The organism is Pseudomonas pergaminensis (assembly GCF_024112395.2).
In the GTDB taxonomy this organism is placed as follows: Bacteria; Pseudomonadota; Gammaproteobacteria; order Pseudomonadales; family Pseudomonadaceae; genus Aquipseudomonas; species Aquipseudomonas pergaminensis.
In genome coordinates this window covers 4,947,328-4,968,403 of the sequence record NZ_CP078013.2, presented here as the reverse complement: position 1 = coordinate 4,968,403, position 21,076 = coordinate 4,947,328, and the positions used below count along the sequence as shown (strand labels likewise).

The 21,076-nt window shown below is 61.1% G+C and carries 14 protein-coding genes and 1 other RNA gene; 11 read left to right on the top strand and 4 right to left on the bottom strand.

Translation table 11 applies throughout. From position 1 onward, the window contains the following. Positions 1–142 precede the first annotated feature (142 nt). Positions 143–907 carry a GntR family transcriptional regulator gene (locus tag KUA23_RS22470; RefSeq protein WP_015885332.1) on the top strand — a complete coding sequence of 255 codons (765 nt, stop codon included), beginning with the start codon at positions 143–145 and terminating at the stop codon, positions 905–907. A 140-nt stretch (positions 908–1,047) separates the two neighbouring features. On the opposite strand, the gene guaD is transcribed toward KUA23_RS22470, so the two are convergent. The 4 genes from guaD to xdhA are packed head-to-tail and all read right to left on the bottom strand — an operon-like array spanning position 1,048 to position 7,069. Continuing rightward, positions 1,048–2,352, bottom strand: coding sequence for a guanine deaminase (gene guaD / locus KUA23_RS22465; RefSeq protein WP_099493600.1), 1,305 nt, complete (start codon positions 2,350–2,352; stop codon positions 1,048–1,050). A gap of 12 nt (positions 2,353–2,364) precedes the next feature. Then, positions 2,365–3,204: a xanthine dehydrogenase accessory protein XdhC gene (gene xdhC / locus KUA23_RS22460; protein WP_101272467.1), complete on the bottom strand. Its 840-nt coding sequence runs from the start codon at positions 3,202–3,204 to the stop codon at positions 2,365–2,367. Positions 3,205–3,225: 21 nt separating this feature from the next. Further along, a complete protein-coding gene (xdhB, locus tag KUA23_RS22455; protein WP_252992867.1) occupies positions 3,226–5,628 on the bottom strand; it encodes a xanthine dehydrogenase molybdopterin binding subunit in 2,403 nt (800 codons plus the stop codon). Next, entirely contained in the window at positions 5,621–7,069 is a 1,449-nt protein-coding gene (gene xdhA, locus KUA23_RS22450; RefSeq protein ID WP_099493598.1) for a xanthine dehydrogenase small subunit, read from the bottom strand. The genes xdhB and xdhA overlap by 8 nt, the downstream gene beginning before the upstream one ends. A 280-nt stretch (positions 7,070–7,349) precedes the next feature. On the opposite strand from xdhA, the gene KUA23_RS22445 reads away from it, so the two are divergent. The 10 genes from KUA23_RS22445 (at position 7,350) to KUA23_RS22400 (ending at position 21,054) form a co-directional block, all read left to right on the top strand. After that, complete coding sequence (locus KUA23_RS22445) at positions 7,350–8,009, top strand: GntR family transcriptional regulator (protein ID WP_099493597.1); 660 nt, start codon at positions 7,350–7,352, stop codon at positions 8,007–8,009. A 2-nt stretch (positions 8,010–8,011) separates the two neighbouring features. Next, the gene (smc, locus tag KUA23_RS22440) at positions 8,012–11,500 is read left to right on the top strand and encodes a chromosome segregation protein SMC (protein ID WP_252992866.1); all 3,489 of its coding nucleotides are present in this window, start codon (positions 8,012–8,014) and stop codon (positions 11,498–11,500) included. Positions 11,501–11,759: 259 nt separating this feature from the next. Continuing rightward, positions 11,760–12,623: a cell division protein ZipA gene (gene zipA / locus KUA23_RS22435; RefSeq protein WP_078049731.1), complete on the top strand. Its 864-nt coding sequence runs from the start codon at positions 11,760–11,762 to the stop codon at positions 12,621–12,623. 87 nt (positions 12,624–12,710) lie between these two features. Further along, positions 12,711–15,068: an NAD-dependent DNA ligase LigA gene (gene ligA, locus KUA23_RS22430; RefSeq protein WP_252992865.1), complete on the top strand. Its 2,358-nt coding sequence runs from the start codon at positions 12,711–12,713 to the stop codon at positions 15,066–15,068. 240 nt (positions 15,069–15,308) lie between these two features. Beyond that, on the top strand, positions 15,309–16,472 hold the full coding sequence (locus tag KUA23_RS22425) for a zinc-binding metallopeptidase family protein (RefSeq protein ID WP_100492345.1): 1,164 nt from the start codon (positions 15,309–15,311) through the stop codon (positions 16,470–16,472). 149 nt (positions 16,473–16,621) lie between these two features. Beyond that, an RNA gene (gene ffs / locus KUA23_RS22420) (signal recognition particle sRNA small type) lies at positions 16,622–16,718 on the top strand. Between the two features lie 126 nt (positions 16,719–16,844). Next, entirely contained in the window at positions 16,845–17,276 is a 432-nt protein-coding gene (locus KUA23_RS22415; RefSeq protein ID WP_346356357.1) for a hypothetical protein, read from the top strand. Between the two features lie 20 nt (positions 17,277–17,296). Further along, positions 17,297–19,258, top strand: a complete 1,962-nt coding sequence (locus KUA23_RS22410; protein ID WP_252992863.1) for an AAA family ATPase — start codon at positions 17,297–17,299, stop codon at positions 19,256–19,258. A gap of 157 nt (positions 19,259–19,415) precedes the next feature. Then, positions 19,416–20,462, top strand: coding sequence for an N-acetylmuramidase family protein (locus KUA23_RS22405; protein WP_028617487.1), 1,047 nt, complete (start codon positions 19,416–19,418; stop codon positions 20,460–20,462). Position 20,463: 1 nt separating this feature from the next. Next, positions 20,464–21,054 (top strand): hypothetical protein, encoded by a 591-nt coding sequence (locus tag KUA23_RS22400; protein ID WP_252992862.1) that lies wholly within the window; start codon positions 20,464–20,466, stop codon positions 21,052–21,054. The last annotated feature ends 22 nt before the right edge of the window (positions 21,055–21,076 follow it).

Below are 21,076 nucleotides of genomic sequence, written 5' to 3'. Positions count from 1 at the left end.
CAGCCGACGGCGCAAACAGCCGTACAGTGTGTTGGCGCATTGGGTTGTGTACAATGTGCCCTGATTTTAGGTGATACTTGCCAGCGACACGCTGTTGCCGTATTACCGTTAATTCGCCGCCGTTCTCCATACCCGAGTGCCCATGAACGAACAGTTGCAACCTCTCAAGAAACAACCGCGTGCCGGCAAGGCTGGTCGCAGCGGAACCCAGGACGATATCGTCTATGCGCATATCTTCGAGGCGATCCTCGAACAACGCCTGGCACCCGGTACCAAGTTGAGTGAAGAGGCACTGGGCGAAATCTTTGGCGTGAGCCGCACCATCATTCGCCGTGCCCTGTCGCGCCTGGCCCATGAAGGCGTGGTGCTGCTGCGGCCCAATCGCGGTGCGGTGGTGGCCAGCCCGAGTGTCGAGGAAGCACGCCAGGTGTTCCTCGCGCGGCGTCTGGTGGAGCGGGCGATCACTGAATTGGCGGTGCAGCACGCCACGGCCGAACAGTTGGCCGAACTGCGCCAGATGGTCAACGATGAGCGCGACAGCTTCTCCCGTGGCGATCGTGGTGCGGGCATCCGCCTCTCTGGCGAGTTCCACCTCAAGCTGGCCGAAGCGGCGAAGAACGCCCCGCTCATCAGCTTCCAGCGCAGCCTGGTATCCCAGACTTCATTGATCATCGCCCAGTACGAAAGCGGCAACCGCTCGCACTGTTCCTACGATGAGCACACCCAGTTGATCGACGCGATCGAAGCACGGGACGCGGCGCTGGCGGTGAACCTGATGATGCATCACATGGACCATATCGACAGCAAGCTCAACCTCGATGAAGAGAGCGCGTCGGATGATTTGCATGCGGTGTTCTCGCATTTGTTGCAGACCAAGAAGCCGGGGCGTTCCTCAATAAAGCTGTAGTTTCCCTGATTCACCGGGGACAAAAATGTGGGAGCGGGCTTGCTCGCGAATGCGGTGGATCAGTCAATACATCTGTTGACTGACACTGCGCATTCGCGAGCAAGCCCGCTCCCACATTTGGTTTTGTTGTGTGGCTGAAATTAGCGCTGGTGCACCAGCTGCCCGGCTGCATACGTCTGCAACACCGTCCGGTCATCCCCCAGCGTCATCAGCACAAACAACGTCTCGGCGATGTTCTTCGCCTGTTTCAAGCGATAGCTCAGCAGCGGCGTGGCGTTGTAGTCCAGCACCAGGAAGTCCGCGTCCGTACCCGGTTGCAGGGTGCCGATCTTGTCTTCAAGGCGCAGCGCCCGCGCACCGCCCAGGGTGGCCAGGTACAGCGATTTGAACGGGCTCAACCGCGCGCCCTGCAATTGCATGACCTTGTACGCTTCGTTCAGGGTTTGCAGCAGTGAGAAACTGGTGCCGCCGCCTACGTCAGTACCCAGGCCCACGTTCAGCTTGTGCTTCTCGGCCATCGGCAGGTTGAACAAGCCGCTGCCGAGGAAGAAGTTCGAGGTCGGGCAGAACGCGACCGCCGAACCCGTCTCTGCCAACCGTGCGCACTCGTCATCACACAGGTGCACGCCATGGGCAAACACAGAGCGCTCGCCCAGCAATTTGTAGTGGTCGTACACATCCAGGTAGCCCTTGCGCTCCGGAAACAGCTCCTTCACCCACTCGACTTCCTGCTTGTTCTCGCTGATGTGCGTTTGCATGTACAGGTCGGGGTATTCGCCCAGCAGTTGCCCGGCCAGCGCCAGTTGCTCGGGTGTGCTGGTCGGTGCAAAACGTGGCGTGACCGCGTAGTGCAGGCGACCCTTGCCGTGCCAGCGTTCGATCAGCGCCTTGCTTTCCTGGTAGCCGGATTCGGCGGTGTCGGTCAGGTAGTCCGGCGCATTGCGGTCCATCATCACCTTGCCGGCGATCATGCGCAGGTCGAGTTTCTCGGCGGCTTCAAAGAACGCATTCACCGACTGCGGGTGCACGCTGCCAAACACCAGCGCGGTGGTGGTGCCATTGCGCAGCAGTTCCTTGATGAAAATATCCGCGACTTCTTCGGCGTGGGCCTTGTCGGCGAACTGGCTTTCGCACGGGAAGGTGTAGGTGTTGAGCCAGTCGAGCAACTGCTCGCCATAGGCGCCGACCATGCCGGTTTGCGGCAGGTGGATGTGGGTGTCGATCAGGCCGGGCGTGATCAGCGCGTCCTGGTAGTGGGTGATTTCGATGTCGGCGGGCAGGGTTGGCAGCAAATCGCTGGCATGGCCAAGGGCACTGATCTGACCGTTTTCGATCACCAGCAGGCCGTCTTCGAAATATTCGTAGGAGGCTTCTATCCCCACTTCAGCAGGGTCGGCGATGCTGTGCAGAAGGGCGGCACGGTAGGCTTTGCGAGTCAAAGGCATGGTGATCTCAATTCAAATGGCTTGGCTGCGACGTGAAGCCGGCAGCAGTTTGGCAATAGGTTCGGCGCTGGCGGTGTGCTGGCCGAAATTGGCGTTATAGGTGGCGATGATTTCCCCGGCGATGGAGATGGCGATCTCCACCGGCAACTTGCCCTTCACCTCGGTGAGGCCCATGGGGCAGCGCATGCGTTGCAGCTGAGCGGTGTCGAAGCCACGGTCACGCAGGCGGTGTTCGAACTTGACGCGTTTGGTCTTCGAGCCGATCAGGCCGAAGTAGGCGAAGTCATTGCGTTTGAGCAGGGCGGCAGTCAGTTCCAGGTCCAGCGCGTGATTGTGGGTCATGACGATGCAGTAACTGCCCACCGGCAAGTCGGCAATTTCGTCGACCGGCTCTTCGCTGACGATTTTACGCACGCCCTGGGGGATATGTTCCGGAAACTCCTGGTCACGGGAATCGATCCAGCGCACCCGGCACGGCAGGCTCGCCAGCAACGGCACCAGCGCACGGCCGACATGGCCGGCGCCAAACACCGCGATCTGTGCCTGCACCTGGCCCATGGGCTCGAACAGCAACACCGTCACGCCGCCACAGCACTGGCCCAGGCTCGCGCCGAGGCTGAAGCGCTCCAGATGGGTGTTCTGCTGGCCACGCACAAGCATGTCGCGGGCGATCTGCATCGCCTTGTATTCCAGGTGCCCGCCCCCGATGGTGTCGAAGGTCTGAGCGGCGCTGATCACCATCTTCGAACCGGCATTGCGCGGCGTGGAGCCGAGCTCTTCGATGATGGTCACCAGCACGCAGGGTTCACCCCGGTTTTGCAGGTCGGCGAGGGCGCTGATCCAGTTGTTCATAGTCACCTCTTGTGGTGTCTGTCAGGCCGTCATCGCTGGCAAGCCAGCGCCTACAGGGGGTGGGGTGGTTTGCAACTGCCGCATTTGCTCACACCCCCACAACACCCGCTCCGGCGTCGCTGGCGCATCGATCTTGGGTTGATGGCGATAGTCACCCAGGCTCGCCACCGCGTCCTTGATCGCGCACCACGAAGCAATCCCCAGCATGAACGGCGGTTCGCCCACGGCCTTGGAATGGAACACCGTGTCTTCCGGGTTCTTGCGGTTTTCCACCAGCTTCACCCGCAGGTCCAGCGGCATGTCGGCCACGGCCGGGATCTTGTAGCTGGCCGGGCCATTGGTCATCAGCTTGCCCTTGTTGTTCCACACCAGCTCTTCCATGGTCAGCCAGCCCATACCCTGGATAAACCCGCCTTCTACCTGGCCAATGTCGATGGCCGGGTTCAGCGAGGCGCCCACGTCATGGAGGATGTCGGTACGCAGCATCTTGTATTCGCCGGTGAGGGTGTCGACGATCACTTCGCAGCAGGCCGCCCCGAACGCGAAGTAGTAGAACGGCCGACCACGGGACTGGCTGCGGTCATAGAAGATTTTCGGGGTCTTGTAGAAGCCGGTGCTCGACAGCGAGACCTGGGCAAAATACGCCTGTTGGATCAACGCTTCGAAGGTGAGGATCTGGTCACGCACGCGCACGTGGCCGTTGTGGAATTCCACATCCGCTTCACTCACGTCGTATTTGCGTGCGGCGAATTCCACCAGGCGTTGCTTGATGGTTTCGGCGGCGTTCTGCGCAGCCTTGCCGTTCAGGTCGGCACCGCTGGAGGCCGCCGTTGGCGAGGTGTTGGGCACCTTGTCCGTGTTGGTGGCGGTGATCTGTACACGGTCGATGTCCACCTGGAACACCTCGGCCACCACTTGCGCGACCTTGGTGTTCAGGCCCTGGCCCATTTCGGTGCCGCCGTGGTTCAAGTGGATGCTGCCGTCGGTGTAGATATGGATCAGTGCACCGGCCTGGTTGAGGAAGCTGGCGGTAAACGAAATGCCGAACTTCACCGGGGTCAATGCCAGGCCTTTTTTCAGGATCGGGCTGTGGGCGTTGTACAGGCGAATCGCTTCGCGGCGTTCGGCGTATTGGCTGCTGGCCTCAAGCTCGGCGGTCATCTCTTCGAGCATGTTGTGCTCGACGGTCTGATAGTAGTGGGTGACGTTGCGCTCGGTCTTGCCGTAATAGTTGGCCTTGCGCACCGCCAGTGGGTCCAGCGCCAGATGGCGAGCGATGGCGTCCATCACTTCCTCGATGGCAACCATGCCTTGCGGGCCGCCGAAACCACGGTAGGCGGTGTTGGACGCGGTGTTGGTCTTGCAGCGATGGCCGTTGACCGTGGCATCGCCCAGGTAATACGAATTGTCAGCGTGGAACATCGCACGGTCGACAATCGAGTTGGACAGGTCCGGCGAACAGCCGCAGTTGCCCGCCAGCTCCAGGTTGATCCCGTGCAGGCGCCCTGTGTCGTCGAAGCCCACGTCGTATTCGATATAGAAGGGGTGGCGCTTGCCGGTCATCAACATGTCTTCGACGCGCGGCAGGCGCATCTTGGTCGGCTGGCCAGTCAGGCGCGCCACCACCGCACACAGGCATGCGGGGCTGGCCGCCTGGGTTTCCTTGCCGCCAAAACCACCGCCCATGCGGCGCATGTCGACCACGATCTTGTTCATCGATACGTCCAGCACTTCGGCCACCAGCTTCTGCACTTCGGTGGGGTTCTGCGTGGAGCAGTAGACAATCATGCCGCCGTCTTCGGTGGGCATTACCGAGGAAATCTGGGTTTCCAGGTAAAAGTGTTCCTGGCCGCCGATATGCAGCGTGCCCTGGATGCGGTTTTTTGCGGTGGCCAAGGCGCCGGCCGAATCGCCGCGCTGGTGGGTGTGGCTGTCGAGTACGAAATGTTTTTTACGGAAGGCCTCGACCACGTCCAGCACCGGTTCCAGGTCTTCGTATTCGATCACGGCTGCCATGGCGGCCTTGCGTGCGGTTTCCAGGTCGCGGGCGGCGACCGCCAGTACGACCTGGCCGACAAACTGCACGGTGTCGATCGCCAGCAATGGATCGCCCGGCATCAATGGGCCGATGTCTTTCAGCCCCGGCACGTCTTCGTGGGTGATGACAATGCGCACGCCTTCAAAGGCATAGCAGGGCGTGGTGTCGATGCTGATGATGCGGGCGTGGGCGCGGTCGGACATGCGCGCATACAGGTGCAACTGGTTGGGGAATTCCAGGCGGTCATCGATGTACTGCGCCTCGCCGGATACGTGCTTGGCGGCGCTGTCATGCTTGACGCTGCGACCGACCCCGGAGGTGAGGTCCTGGGCGAACAGCTCGGCGAGTTCGGCCTGGGTTTTAACGACGGCGTGATGGTTAGACATAAGCGGTCACCCGAGTCTCGATGTGCGGCGTTTGCAGTTCGATGAAGTATTTGCGCAGCAGGTTCTGCGCGCTGAGCAGGCGGTATTCCTTGCTGGCGCGGAAGTCCGACAGCGGAGTGAAATCCTCGGCCAGGGCGGCGCAGGCTTTCTCCACGGTGGCGCTGTTCCAGGTGGCGCCGAGCAACGCGGCTTCGCAGCTTTTGGCGCGCTTGGGGGTGGCAGCCATGCCGCCGAACGCCACGCGGGCCTCGCTGATCACACCGTTGTCGATCTTCAGATTGAACGCAGCGCAGACGGCGGAAATATCATCGTCCAGGCGCTTGGAGACTTTGTAGGCGCGGAACAACGTGTGGCCTTTTGGCACGATGATCTTCTCGATGAACTCGCTGTCCTGGCGGGCAGTGACGCGGTAATCGATGAAATAGTCTTCGAGCGCCAAGGTGCGGCGTGTCTCGCCCTTGCACAGCACAATCTGCGCGCCGAGGGCGATCAGCAGCGGCGGTGAGTCCCCAATCGGCGAGGCGTTGCCAATGTTGCCGCCCAGGGTGCCCTGGTTGCGGATCTGCAGGGAAGCGAAGCGGTGCAGCAGCTCGCCGAAATCCGGGTAGGCGTGGTGCAAGGCGGTGTAGCAGTCGGAGAGGGCGGCGGCGGCGCCGATTTCCAGGCGGTCATCGAAGTCTTCGATGCGCTTCATTTCTTCAATGTTGCCGACGTAGATCATCACCGGCAGCGTGCGGTGGAACTGGGTGACTTCCAGCGCCAGGTCGGTGCCGCCCGCCAGCAGGCGGGCTTGCGGGTAGGCGTCATAGAGGTCGGCCAGGTCGGCGACGGTCAGCGGCACCAGGCAGCGTTTGTCGCCACTGTTGAGTTCACCGGTTTGGGTCGGCGCGATGGCTTTGAGACGGGCGATGGTCTCGGCCTGGCGGCTGTCGAACTGGTCCTGGGGCTTGTTGCAGCAGGCCTGTTCGGCGGCGGCAAGAATCGGGCGATAACCGGTGCAGCGGCACAGGTTGCCGGCCAGGGCTTCATGGGCTTTCTGGCTGTCGGGGGCGTCGCTGTTCTTTTGCAGGGCGAACAGCGACATCACAAAGCCTGGGGTGCAAAAGCCGCATTGCGACCCGTGGCACTCCACCATGGCCTGTTGCACGCTGTGCAGTTGGCCCTGGTGCTTGAGGTCTTCGACGCTGATCAGTTGTTTGCCGTGCAACGACGACACAAAGGTCAGGCACGAGTTGAGGCTGCGATAACGGATCTGCTCGGCGCCTTGAGCATCGGTATGCAGCTCGCCGACCACCACCGTACAGGCTCCGCAGTCGCCGCTGGCGCAGCCTTCCTTGGTGCCGGATTTGCCCAAGTGCTCGCGCAAATAGTTGAGCACGGTCAGGTTGGGGTCCAGGGCGTGCTCGCTACGGAGTTCCTGGTTAAGTAAAAACTGGATCACGGAAGGCCTCGCAGACTCATTATTGTTGTTAACCGCTTTGCGCCGAATCTAGTCATGTCTGACTTTTCGGTCAATGATTTTCTGACCAGAAGGTCAAGAAATCGCGATCGCAACACATTCAATTATGGTCCAGTCTTCTGGAACCGTTGTTTTTGGCGGCTTATGGGCTTTGCGTGTTGCTTATTTCATGCCAAATTCGCCACGGTGGGCGTAGCGCCATCAGCGGGCCAATGCGCTACACTGCCGCGCTTGTACCGATAGAAGATTTTGAAGGGAAAACATGACGTTCAAGGCGCCGGACAGTCTCGCCGAGCAAATTGCTCACCACCTCGCCGAACGCATCATTCGCGGCGATCTCAAGCCTGGGGAGCGGATCCAGGAGCAAAAGGTCACGCTGGCACTCAATGTCAGCCGTGGTTCCGTGCGCGAAGCCTTGCTGATCCTCGAACGCCGCCACCTGATCGCAATCCTGCCGCGCCGGGGCGCCCACGTCACCGAACTCACCGCGCACAAGGTGCAGAGCCTGTGCACCTTGATGGGTGAGTTGTACATCCTGCTCGGCAATGCGGTCGCCCAGGGTTGGCAGGTGCAGGCCGACATGGCGCCGTTCCTGCAGATCCAGCAGCGCCTGGTGAGCAGCTTCGAGCGCCAGGATATCCGTGCTTTCGTCGAAGAAAGCTTCAACGTGATGCGCGCCGCGTACCCCTTCGCCAATAACCCTTATTTGCAGGAAACCGTCGAGAACCTGCAGCCGGCGATGAACCGCGCCTATTACCTGGCGCTGGATCAACGCAAGGCCTCCATGAGCGAGTACCTGGCATTATTCGAACAGCTGCTCGCCGCCGTGCTGGCGCGTGACTTGGTGCAGATCCGCCAAGTGCTGTCGGCTTACGGCCAGCGCAGCTGCTCGCTGGTCATCGCAGCGTTGGCGGACGCCTAAGCGTGCGGCTCAAGTGCATCAAACTGGCGGGGTTCAAATCCTTCGTCGACCCGACCACGGTGAACTTCCCCAGTAACATGGCGGCGGTGGTCGGGCCCAATGGTTGCGGCAAGTCGAACATTATCGACGCCGTCCGTTGGGTGATGGGCGAGAGCTCGGCCAAGAACCTGCGTGGCGAGTCGATGACCGACGTCATCTTCAACGGCTCCACCAGCCGCAAGCCGGTGAGCCAGGCGAGCATCGAACTGGTGTTCGATAACTCCGACGGCACCTTGATCGGCGAATACGCGGCCTACGCGGAAATCTCCATTCGCCGCAAAGTGACCCGCGACAGCCAGAACAGTTACTTCCTCAACGGCACCAAGTGTCGCCGTCGGGACATCACCGATATCTTCCTCGGCACCGGCCTGGGCCCGCGCAGCTACTCGATCATCGAGCAGGGCATGATCTCCAAGCTGATCGAAGCCAAGCCCGAAGACCTGCGTAACTTCATCGAGGAAGCGGCTGGCATCTCCAAGTACAAGGAGCGCCGCCGCGAGACCGAAAACCGTATCCGCCGCACCCACGAGAACCTCGCCCGCCTGACCGACCTGCGCGAAGAGCTGGAGCGCCAGTTGGAGCGCCTGCACCGCCAGGCCCAGGCTGCCGAGAAGTATCAGGAATATAAAGGCGAGGAGCGCCAGCTCAAGGCGCAACTGTCGGCCCTGCGCTGGCAGGCGCTGAATGACCAGGTGGGCCAGCGTGAAGCGATCATCGGCACCCAGGAAATCAGCTTTGAAGCCCTGGTAGCCGAGCAGCGCAACGCCGACGCCAGCATCGAACGCCTGCGTGACGGTCATCATGACCTGTCCGAGCGCTTCAATCTGGTGCAGGGCCGCTTCTACTCGGTGGGGGGCGACATTGCCCGCGTGGAGCAGAGCATCCAGCACGGCCAGCAGCGCCTGCGCCAGTTGCAGGATGATTTGAAGGAAGCCGAGCGCGCGCGCCTGGAAACCGAATCGCACCTGGGCCACGACCGCACCTTGCTGCTGACCCTCGGTGAAGAACTCGACATGCTCACCCCCGAGCAGGAAATCACCAGCGCCGCCGCCGAAGAAGCCGCCGCCGCACTGGAAGAATCCGAAACCACCATGCACAGCTGGCAGGAGCAGTGGGACACCTTCAACCTGAAGTCCGCCGAGCCACGCCGGCAGGCCGAAGTGCAGCAGTCACGCATCCAGCAGTTGGAAACCAGCATGGAGCGTTTGGCCGAGCGCCAGCGTCGTCTGCAGGAAGAGCGCGTGTTGCTCGCCGCCGACCCGGAAGACGCGGCGATCATGGAGCTGAGCGAGCAACTGGCCGAAAGCGAAATGACGCTGGAAGAGCTGGAAGCCAGCGAAGAACAACAAGTGGAGCGCCTGGAGCAATTGCGTCAGCAACTGCAACAGGCGACCCAGGCGCAGCAACAGGTCCAGGGCGATTTGCAGCGGCTCAATGGTCGGCTTGCGTCTCTCGAAGCCTTGCAGCAAGCCGCCTTGGACCCCGGTACCGGCACCGCCGAGTGGCTGCGTGACCAGCATCTGGCCGAGCGCCCGCGCTTGGCGGAAGGCTTGAAGGTAGAGGCAGGTTGGGAGTTGGCGGTTGAAACGGTCCTGGGTGCCGACCTTCAAGCCGTGCTGGTGGATGATTTTGGCGGTTTCGACCTGGCCGGTTTCGCCCAGGGCGATTTGCGTCTGCTCAGCCCGGCCGCCGATGGCACGCGGGTGCCGGGCAGTTTGCTGGATAAGGTTGAGGCGGCGATTGATCTGTCACCATGGCTGGGCCAGGTCAAGCCGGTCGAATCCCTGGAGCAGGCCCTGGCCCAACGCGGCCAACTGGCGGCCGGCGAAAGCCTGATCAGCCGCGACGGCTACTGGGTCGGCCGCCACTTCCTGCGCGTACGCCGCGCCAGTGAAGCGGAAAGCGGCGTGTTGGCCCGTGGCCAGGAAATCGTCAACCTGATCGCCGAGCGTGAAGAGCGCGAAGCGACCCTGGAAAGCCTGGAAACCGAACTGCAAACCCTGCGCGCCACCCAGCGCCAGCAAGAGACTGGCCGCGAACACTTGCGCCGCCTGTTGCAGGACGAAGCGCGCCAGCAAGGCGAATTGAAAGCCCAGCTCTCCGCGAGCAAAGCCAAGGTCGAGCAACTGACCCTGCGCCGCACCCGGCTCGACGAAGAAGTCGCCGAGATGGGCGAACAACGCGCCCTCGAACACGAACAGATCGGCGAAGCACGCTTGCACCTGCAGGAAGCCCTCGACAGCATGGCGCTGGACACCGAGCAGCGTGAACTGCTGCTGGCCCAGCGCGACAGCCTGCGCGAGCGCCTCGACCGCGTGCGCCAGGAGGCTCGCCAGCACAAGGATCACGCCCACCAGTTGGCGGTGCGCCTGGGTTCGCTCAAGGCCCAGCACGCGTCCACGGCCCAGGCCCTTGAGCGCCTGGAGATGCAGTCTGAACGCCTGACCGAAAAGCGCGAGCAGCTGAGCCTCAACCTGGAGGAGGGCGAAGCGCCGCTGGAAGAGCTGCGCCTCAAGCTCGAAGAGTTGCTCGACAAGCGCATGACCGTCGACGAAGAACTCAAGACCGCGCAGATCGCCCTGGAAGACGCCGACCGCGAACTGCGTGACGCCGAAAAACGCCGGACTCAGGCCGAGCAGCAATCCCAGCTGATCCGCGGCCAGCTCGAACAACAACGCATGGAATGGCAAGCCCTGACCGTGCGCCGCAAGACCCTGCAAGACCAATTGCTTGAAGACGGCTACGACCTGCACGGCGTGCTCAATACCCTGACCGCCCAGGCGAACGAGAAAGAAGCCGAAGAAGAACTTGAGCGCATTGCCGCGCGTATCCAGCGCCTGGGCGCGATCAACCTCGCGGCCATTGACGAATACCAGCAGCAGTCCGAACGTAAACGTTATCTGGACGCCCAGGACGCCGATCTGGTGGAAGCCCTGGACACCCTGGAAAACGTGATCCGCAAGATCGACAAGGAAACCCGCAACCGCTTCAAAGATACCTTTGATCAGATTAATGGCGGTTTACAGGCCTTATTCCCAAAAGTTTTCGGCGGTGGCAGCGCTTACTTGGAACTGACGGGCGAAGATCTACTCGATACAGGGGTGACGATCATGGCGCGGCCTCCGGGCAAGAAGAACAGCACCATCCATTTGTTGTCCGGCGGCGAGAAAGCCCTGACCGCATTGGCCCTGGTATTTGCGATCTTCAAGTTGAACCCGGCGCCGTTCTGCATGCTCGACGAAGTTGACGCCCCGCTGGATGACGCTAACGTTGGACGGTACGCGCGGTTGGTGAAGGAGATGTCCCAGACCGTGCAGTTCATCTATATCACCCACAATAAGATCGCCATGGAAATGGCGGATCAACTGATGGGGGTCACGATGCATGAACCGGGTTGTTCGCGCCTGGTGGCGGTGGATGTAGAAGAAGCGATGGCGATGGTGGAGTCTTGATCCATGCCAGCAAAGAATTTTGATAGCGTGCGGTAAGACGCTTTACCGGTCTGGCGAAAGTGGCAAATGGACATATTTGTTCAAGGCATTTTGACAGACGGTGTAAAGTTATCTTTGGTCGTGCTAGTTTAATGTCAAATTTTCGTATGCGTGGGCAAAACGTCAGTCAGAACATAGAGTTGGCGCCACGTTTTAAAGCGGTTTGCACGTTGCTAAACCCCTTATTTTTCAGCATTTTTTATTAGAGGCACGGGATTACATGGAAATCGGTCTGCGCGAGTGGCTGATCGTCATCGGCATTATTGTCATTGCCGGTATTCTTTTTGATGGCTGGCGCCGGATGCGCGGTGGCAAGGGCAAGCTCAAATTCCGTCTGGACCGCAACCTGTCCAACTTGCCTGACGACGACGGCAGCGCCGAGCTGCTGGGGCCGCCCCGTGTGCTGGATACGCACAAAGAACCGCAACTGGACGAGCACGACCTGCCGTCGATGAGCGCCCCCGTGCGTGAAGCCCGCGAGCCGTCCTCCAAGCGTGGCAAGCGCGCCGCGCCTGTGGTGGCAGAGCCGCGCCAGGCTGACCTGGACCTGGACGTCGATGACGGCCCTGGCTTCAGCAGCCGCGACGATGATTTCCCAGACGAAAACGCTGGCAAGAATGCCCCGCGCCAGTCCGTGAACGACCAGCCGGCCGCCGAAGAAGTGCTGGTGATCAGCGTGATCTGCCGCGACGCCGCTGGCTTCAAGGGCCCGGCGCTGTTGCAGAACATCCTCGAAAGCGGCCTGCGGTTTGGCGAGATGGATATTTTCCACCGTCACGAAAGCATGGCCGGCAACGGTGAAGTGCTGTTCTCCATGGCCAACGCGGTCAAGCCGGGCACCTTCGACCTGGACGATATCGACCTGTTCAGCACCCCGGCGGTGAGTTTCTTCCTCGGTTTGCCAGGCCCGCGTCACCCGAAACAGGCGTTCGACGTGATGGTGGCCGCAGCCCGCAAGCTGTCCCAGGAACTGAACGGCGAGCTCAAGGACGATCAACGCAGCGTCCTCACCGCGCAAACCATCGAACATTACCGTCAGCGCATCGTCGAGTTCGAGCGTCGCGCCCTGACACAGAAACGCTGAGGATTGGTCTTCAGCGTTGTCAGTAGAATAAGCGCACTAACATATTGAGCAGCTTCGGCTGCTCTTTTGCTTTCTGAGAGAACACCCATGACCGCCGCCCACACCCGCATCCTCGAACTGCGCGCTGAACTGGATCAGCACAACTACCGTTACCATGTCCTCGACGAGCCGAGCATCCCGGACGCCGAGTACGACCGGCTGTTCCACGAGCTCAAGGCCCTGGAAGCCGAGCACCCGGACCTGGTCACGCGCGATTCGCCGACACAGCGGGTCGGCAGTGCGGCGTTGTCGGCGTTCACCCAGGTGAGGCACGAGATTCCGATGCTCAGCCTCGGTAACGCCTTTGATGAAGCCACCATGCTTGAGTTTGATCGCCGGGTCACCGAAGGCCTCGACCTGCCGGTGGGTGATCTGTTCGGGGGCGGCGCGGCCGTTGAGTACAGCTGCGAACCGAAACTGGATGGTCTGGCGGTCAGCCTGTTGTATCAGGACGGCGAACTGGTACGCGGCGCCACCCGAGGCGACGGCACCACCGGCGAAGACATCAGCGTCAACGTGCGCACCGTGCGCAATATTCCGTTGAAACTGCACGGCAGCGGTTGGCCAGCGACCCTGGAAGTGCGTGGCGAAGTGTTCATGTCCAAGGCCGGTTTCGAACGGCTCAACGCCTCGCAACTGGAGGTCGGCGGCAAGACTTTCGCCAACCCGCGCAACGCGGCGGCGGGCAGCTTGCGCCAACTGGACTCGAAGATCACCGCCAGTCGCCCGTTGGAATTCTGCTGCTACGGTGTCACCACCGACATCAGTGACACCCATATCGGCAACCTGCAACAACTGAAGAAATGGGGCATGCCGATCAGCCATGAGCTGAAACTCGCCAAGGGGATCCAGGATTGTCTGGACTACTACCGTGACATCGGCGAACGGCGTAACAGCCTGCCGTATGAAATCGACGGCGTGGTGTTCAAGGTCAACAGCATTGCTTCGCAGCGCGAACTGGGCTTCCGCGCCCGCGAACCGCGCTGGGCCATCGCGCATAAATTCCCGGCCATGGAAGAGCTGACCGAACTGCTCGACGTGGAATTCCAGGTCGGCCGCACCGGCGCTGTCACGCCGGTGGCGCGGCTCAAGCCGGTCAAGGTCGCGGGTGTGACCGTGTCCAACGCTACCTTGCATAACATGGATGAAGTCGCGCGCCTGGGCCTGATGATCGGCGACACCGTGATCATCCGCCGCGCCGGCGATGTGATCCCGCAGGTGGTCTCCGTGGTGGCCGAGCGCCGCCCGGAAAACGCCCGCGCCGTGCAGATCCCCGAGAGCTGTCCGGTGTGCGGCTCCCACGTGGAGCGCACGCAACTGGTCAAGCGCAGCAAGGGCAAGGAAACCGTCAGCGAAGGCGCGGTGTACCGCTGCGTCGGCCGCCTGGCCTGTGGTGCGCAGCTCAAGCAGGCGATCATTCATTTCGTCTCGCGTCGCGCCATGGACATCGACGGCCTGGGCGACAAGACCATCGAGCAGTTGGTGGATGAAAAACTCATCGGCTCGCCCGCAGACCTCTACAAGCTCAAGTACGAGCAGATCATCGACCTGGAAGGCTTCGCCGACATCTCCAGCAAGAAGCTGATCACCGCCATCGAAAACAGCAAGACCCCGACCCTGGCACGGTTTATCTACGCCCTGGGCATTCCCGACGTGGGCGAGGAGACGGCCAAGGTGCTGGCGCGCTCGCTGGCCTCCCTGGAGCGTGTGCAGAAGGCCTTGCCGGAAGTGCTGACGTACTTGCCGGACGTGGGCCTGGAAGTGGCGCACGAGATTCACAGCTTCTTCGAGGACAGCCACAACCAGGACGTGATCGGCGCGCTGCTGTCGCCGCAGGAATGCGCCTTGCAGCTGCAGGATCAGGGCGAGCTGAGCGCCGAGTTCGCCGCCAGTACCACCCTGGGTGGCTTGCTCGACAAGCTGCACGTACCGAGCGTCGGCCCCGGCGCGGCGCAGAAGCTGGCGGACAAATTCGTCACCCTTGAAGGCGTGATCAAGGCCGACTGGCTGGATATGCGCCAAGCCCTGCCCGAGAAGCAGGCCAAGGCCGTGCGCGAGTTCTTCGATAATGCAGACAACGCCAACCACGCCCTGGCCATCGAGCAGCAGCTCAAGGACTTCGGCATGCACTGGCTGAGCGAGAAGAAAGTCGTGGAAGGTTTGCCTGAAGCAGGGCACACCTGGGTGCTCACCGGTTCCCTGGAGCTGATGAGCCGTGACGTGGCCAAGGACAAGCTCGAAAGCCTCGGTGCCAAGGTGGCGGGTTCCGTCTCGGCGAAGACCCACTGCGTAGTGGCGGGGCCAGGCGCCGGTTCGAAACTGGCCAAGGCCAACGAGTTGGGCCTGAAGGTATTGGACGAAGAGGCTTTCGTCGCCTTCCTCGCCAAGCACAACATCACTGTCTGATGTGGACTGTGGGGTAAACAAGCGTGTTGTGGTGAGCGGGCTTGCTGTGGTGAGCGGGCTTGCCCCGCGCTGGGTGGCGAAGCCGCCCCAACAAGGACGCCGAAGTGTTTCGGATAGACCGAAGTGCCGGGTTTGGGGCCGCTACGCAGCCCAGCGCGGGGCAAGCCCGCTCACTACAACAATGTGGAACGATTCTGAAGCGAAAGTGATCTAGTCTCAGTCACCCAGGGAGAGATCGCCATGTTTCGCTACTTCGAGCAACTCAGTTCGCGCATTGCCGCACCGTTCGTGGCCGGCTCGTCTCGTGACAGCAAGGTCTGGCAGTGCCGTTGCGGCCAATCCCTGTTCTTTCGCAACAGCCAGTGCCTGGCCTGCCAGGCGCTGCTGGGCTACCAACCCCAACAAGCCAGGTTGGACTCCCTGCGGCCCGGCCCGGTGGAAGGCACCTGGTTGCAAGATGGCAACCTCGACGCCGGCGCTTTCCGTCGCTGCGCCAACCTCGACACGCCGGCCGCCTGCAATTGGCTGATTCCGGCTCACAGCACCGCGCCGCTGTGCGTGGCCTGCAGCCTCAATCGCACCATCCCTGACCTGTCGATCGTAGAAAATCATGAGCGCTGGCGCAAAGTCGAAACCGCCAAGCGCCGCTTGGTCGCGCAATTGATCAGCCTTGGCCTGCAAGTCGTGCCCAAGAGTGTCGACGAAGACAACGGTCTGGCTTTCGACTTCGTCGGTATCGACCTGGAGGGCAACGCGCCGATGACGGGCCACGCGAATGGCTTGATCACCCTCGACATCAAGGAAGCCGACGACGCCCACCGTGAAAAGGTGCGCGTACAAATGCGCGAACCCTACCGCACGCTGCTCGGTCACTTTCGCCATGAGGTAGGCCACTATTACTGGGATCGCCTGATCGCGAATACCCACTGGCTCGAACCGTTTCGCGCCCTGTTCGGCGACGAACGCGCCAGTTACGCCGAAGCCCTCGATCAGCATTATCAAAACGGCCCGCGCCCTGACTGGCAGCAAACCTGCGTCAGCGCCTACGCCACCATGCACCCCTGGGAAGACTGGGCCGAAACCTGGGCCCATTACCTGCACATGATGGACGCCGTCGACACCGCCCTCGGCTTTGGCATGAGCGCCCGCGAGATGGACCTGGATTACCAACCCTTCCCCCTCAGCACGCTCTACGACCCCGAGCACCCCGGCGGCGCGGCGTTCCTGTCGTTCGTCAACGCCTGGATTGAACTGGCCGGCATGCTCAACGAACTGTCACGTAGCATGGGCCAGCCGGATTTCTATCCTTTCGTGCTGCCTCCGGCGGTAATCGCCAAGCTGCACTTCATCCACCTGGTGATCCAGGAGGAAGGTGGCCGCGCAGACGAAGCCGTCACCCTGTAGAAGTCGGCTTGCCGGCGATGGCGTCCTCGCGATAGACACAAGTGCTTGAACCATCGGATATTTTTAATCCGGCCCCAACGGTTGTAACTTCCGATGAGATCGGTACAATGGCCCCGCTTGCCGAGAGGCCAGCGTCGTTATGGTGACCCCATCGGTCCCCCCGCAACGATTACCCGTGAACCTGGTCAGAGCCGGAAGGCAGCAGCCACAGCGGGAACATTGTGTGCCGGGGTGTGGCTGGTGGGGTTGCCTCCATAACGCTCTTCCTTGCAATACCTCCTCAAACTCAATTCAAAAAATGCTTTCACGCCATCTGCCATCGGGCAGTCCATGGCGGCATACTCCAGTGCCTGGCATCCGGAGACAGAACACGTGGAAAAAGTCGACGACCTCACTCGCGAAAAACTGCGGGAATGGCAGATGCGGCGCCTGGAGATCAAGGACCGTATTCAATCGCACCCTGAACAGACCCTGGAGTTATCGAAGGTGCTGGACCTGATGGATGACGAGCACGCGGACATCCTCAGCCAGGCGGAAATGATCCGCGCGACCGATGCGGCCGATGAGCCCGCGCCGCCCGCCGCGCCGACGCCACCGCCACTCACAGGGGCCTTCACGCTGCAATTGAATGTGGCCGCACAGAGTGCCGAAGACTTGCGCAGGCTGCTGGACATGGCGGTGTTCGAACTTCAGCAGCAGATCAGCGCGATGGCTTCAACGCCTGACGCGCGTCCCCAGGGCGGCGGTATGTCAGGCTCCCTTGGAGAATATCGGTTTGAGCTGGGCAGTCAGGGCAATGCCTGATTGCCTGGTTGCGAGGAACTATGCAACCGGAACACTTTGATTTATCCAGCCCCGTCTTCCTGCCTGTCACGCAGGAAACTTGCACGGCGCTGCTTGGCGCGGACGGTGCCAAGGCCCTGACCGGCCTGTCGGACCCGGAGCTGGCCGCCGTGCTGGTCATCCAGAACCTGGCCCAGGCCGTGGAAAAAGACCTGACCTGTGCCGGCGCCGAGCGCATCCTGACCAAGCTGATCGACTGGGCGGTCGACGCGCCGGCAGGGGGCGCCGCGACCTTGCTGTCCGAAGCCCAGCGGCTGTTCGATCCGCGCAAGCTGTACTTCGGCTTCAATGCGCTCAAAACCGTCAACCTGCGGCTGCTGTCGGCTGAAGAAGTCGCGGCGCGCGATTACCTGCTGCCGTCGGGTAAATGGGATATCGGCTACAAGGTCCGCCACCTGCGCAGCAATGACCCGTTCAGCCAGCAGATGATCACGCCCCGGCAGCGCGAGCGCTGGCTCAGCCCGGCCCAGGACAAACTGGTGCGCACCTTCCGCGCCAACCTGAACGAAGACCTGCATGTGCAAGGCTACGCGGGCATCGGCAAGAGCCACCTGCTCGGCGCCTTGATGGAGTGCCTGCGGCCGGCCCAAACCTTGATACTGGCGCGTACTGGAGCAAAACTCGCGACCCTGCGTGAACGCATGGGACTGGCCAAGGACAGCAAGACCGGTTCGACCTTTGCTGCCTTCGCCAAGGCGCTGTTGCAGGGGCAACGGCCCGCCGCGCAGGCCACACCCACTCGGTTGCCCGGCAAACACGAAGTGTCGCAGACCCTGAATATCCACGGCTGGCGTGGTCACGATGGCGCGGCAACGCTTGATATCTGCCTGAAGGTGCTCGACAGCTACTGCCACTCCAACCATCACAGCCTGTCGGCCAGGCATTTGCCGCATTTCAAGCAAGCCTTGTCCAGCGTGGACGCCCAGGCGTTGCTGGAGTATTCCAGCCGGTTGTGGACGTATCTGGACGCCAACCCGCAGTGGGCCGGTCAGACGGCCTTCGCAGCCCTGTTGCTGATCAAGCGCGCAAGCCTCGATGGATGCGTGGTGCCGCCCCGATACACCCATGTGCTGATCGATGAAAGCCAGGACATTCCACCCTCGTTGTTGCAGATCATCGAACGCGGCCGCCAGGTGTTGATTACCCTTGGCGATGAGTACCAATTGGCCAGCGGTGAGGTGGTCAGGCGCAAGCGCGAAGTCCGGCACACCGACATCAGTTACTCGGTGCGTTCGGGCCGCAACGTCGAGCGCCTGGTCAACCCGTTGATCAGCGTGCATTCGCAGAAGGGCAAGACGCCCTTCGAAGGCGCGCGGGATGCCGACGTCGGTATCGAGCACTACCCCCAGGGCTTCGTGCCGCCCGAAGGCTGCGTGGTGTTGACCGCTTCCCATTGGGACACCATGAAGTGGGCGATTCAGTTGCAGCAAGCCAACTGCCCGTTCGGGTTCCCCAACAACGCGGCGCAGCAGGACCTGCAACGCTTTATGACCAGCGTTATCGCCTTGTTCAAGCCGCAGTTCTACAGCAACGAGCACAGTGACAACGGCCCCCACGCGTATTTCAGCGACATGGACGACTGGCAGCAGGTGCGCGATGCCAGCCAATTCGATGAGGCGTTCCTGTGGGTCGAAAGTGAGCTGGAAAAAGGCTTCAACGTCGCCGATATCACGCGCTTGAACCGGCTGGGTGGCGTGCCTGGCAAGCGATGCCTGCTGATGCTGGCGGAGGAGGCGGGCGGCATGGAGTTCGACCGGGTGCTGCTGACGCCCGAACTGCTGACCAACGTGAAGTTCAAGGACGCCTACGCGTTCGACCAGCGGCTGTGCGCGGTGTACATCGCCATTTCCCGGGCGCGGATGCAGCTTTACCTGCCTTACGACGTGGTCGAGTGGATTGATTTCCACACCTACCAGAAAACCCGTGAATTCCACGGTTACTGATTTATTTAATTCGGCTGTTTCACAACTTTCAGCGGTCGCTCTGGACAACCTAAAACCACCTTGTTAGTTTCCGCCAGCCACTTGTTTCAGAGTATGACAAGGGTGCGGATTTGATATTGAAGTGCCATCACTTCTTTAACTAACAAGGATGTCTGTGATGAAAAGCCTGCAAGGGTTGCCCCGTCTTATCAGTGCTTCGGTAGGCGCTCCCGGTAAAGCCCGTAACTTGCCTTCCGATGTGCAGTGCATCCAATATTTATTCAATCTGATCATTCCCAAACTGGGCTTCCCACTGGCCGAAAACGGCAAGTGCGACGGTCAGTTGGTGCAGTGCATCAGCCAGTATCAGTTCCGTCATCTCAAATACGCGCACCCCGATGGTGTGATCGACCCGACCGGTAAAACCTTCAACAGCCTGATCGAAGAGGCGGTGAAGGTACCGGTGAAGGCGTTTCCGAGCATGCGTATTCCAAGCTTTCTGAATGCATTCGGTAACAACCAGGGTGACGCAGTGCAAGCCACCGTCAACGTGTACCTGGACCGTATGCGGGCAATGATCGAGGCTGAGCGGCGCAATCGCCAATTGATGCTCCAGGCCACGTGCGATGGCGGCATGACGCTCACCGATACGGATTTTCAGAATGCCGCCAAGCAGTTGGGCAACGGCATTTCGGTGAATGTCATCAGGGCCTTCGCCACGGTGGAGTCCGGTGGTCGCTCGGGTTTCGGGCCGGCCAAGTTACCGATCATTGCGTTTGAAGGGCACCAATTTCGCAAGTACACCAAGCATATCTACGACCAGGCGCATCCGCTGCTTTCGTACATCTATGTGAGAAAGGCCGGGCCGCAGTGGCAGGTCAATAACAAGGATCAGGTCAAGGCCTGGGAAACCATGGCCACTGCATTCGCCCTGGACCAGGAAGCGGCGTTGATGTCGGCGTCGTGGGGCATGTTTCAGACCATGGGGTTCAACTACGCCTCATGCGGTTACAAAACGGTGTTTGAGTTTGCCGCGGCATTAAAAGTGAATGTCGGTAACCAACTGAAGGCGTTTCTCGCGTTTTGCGCTAACAGCCCGGCGTTGATGACGGCCATGAAAGCCAAGGATTTCACTTCGATGGCCCGTAACTATAACGGCAAGGACTACGGCAACTATGACGTCCTGATGAAAGAAGCCTACGAGAAACTTGAAGGAAAAAAATAAGATGATCCGTTTTCTAGCAGTGGGTGTGTTGTCGTTGTGCGCCGCAGCGCCTGTCTTGGCCGGTTCACCGGCGTTGCATTCAGGCAAATACGAAGGGCTGATGCTGGCCGTGACGCCTGAGCATCAGGTGGAAGGCTATTACGCGGAAGAGATGGGCGAGGGCGTTACTCGCAGCTGCACGTTCTACCTGCAAGGCAAGCCCTCAGCACTGACCACCTGGAACGACACTGCCTACCCCGGCAGCGTGGCACCCTCGTCCGATGGCGTGACCCTCACCGTGGCAGAAGGCCGTCAGCATCCGGGTTGCCTCAATGTGCTGATGCCGGAAATTGCCACCGGCCTGGACCTGACCCAGACCGCCAGCAAAAAATGGATCGGCCTGGTCCAGGCCTCAACCGACAAGGCTTACCTGCTGAAAAATCCAAGTGCCAAGGCGGCTAAACGTCCCTACATCGTCAAGAACGACGTGGTCGGTGTGCTGGCATTCAAGGATGGCTGGGCCCAGGTCGAGTTCATCAACGCAGAGGGTCGCTCGTTTACGGGGTGGATCAGCCAGGATCAATACGCGCGGTTGGCGGCCCCCAAAAGCTGATCTCGAAAACGGCAAAAATCTA

Excerpts from the sequence above, each read along its gene's own strand:
- KUA23_RS22470 (WP_015885332.1), top strand. The coding sequence starts at position 143 with ATGAACGAACAGTTGCAACCTCTCAAGAAACAACCGCGTGCCGGCAAG.
- guaD (WP_099493600.1), bottom strand. The coding sequence starts at position 2,352 with ATGCCTTTGACTCGCAAAGCCTACCGTGCCGCCCTTCTGCACAGCATC.
- xdhC (WP_101272467.1), bottom strand. The coding sequence starts at position 3,204 with ATGAACAACTGGATCAGCGCCCTCGCCGACCTGCAAAACCGGGGTGAA.
- xdhB (WP_252992867.1), bottom strand. The coding sequence starts at position 5,628 with ATGTCTAACCATCACGCCGTCGTTAAAACCCAGGCCGAACTCGCCGAG.
- KUA23_RS22445 (WP_099493597.1), top strand. The coding sequence starts at position 7,350 with ATGACGTTCAAGGCGCCGGACAGTCTCGCCGAGCAAATTGCTCACCAC.
- zipA (WP_078049731.1), top strand. The coding sequence starts at position 11,760 with ATGGAAATCGGTCTGCGCGAGTGGCTGATCGTCATCGGCATTATTGTC.
- ligA (WP_252992865.1), top strand. The coding sequence starts at position 12,711 with ATGACCGCCGCCCACACCCGCATCCTCGAACTGCGCGCTGAACTGGAT.
- KUA23_RS22425 (WP_100492345.1), top strand. The coding sequence starts at position 15,309 with ATGTTTCGCTACTTCGAGCAACTCAGTTCGCGCATTGCCGCACCGTTC.
- KUA23_RS22410 (WP_252992863.1), top strand. The coding sequence starts at position 17,297 with ATGCAACCGGAACACTTTGATTTATCCAGCCCCGTCTTCCTGCCTGTC.
- KUA23_RS22405 (WP_028617487.1), top strand. The coding sequence starts at position 19,416 with ATGAAAAGCCTGCAAGGGTTGCCCCGTCTTATCAGTGCTTCGGTAGGC.
- KUA23_RS22400 (WP_252992862.1), top strand. The coding sequence starts at position 20,464 with ATGATCCGTTTTCTAGCAGTGGGTGTGTTGTCGTTGTGCGCCGCAGCG.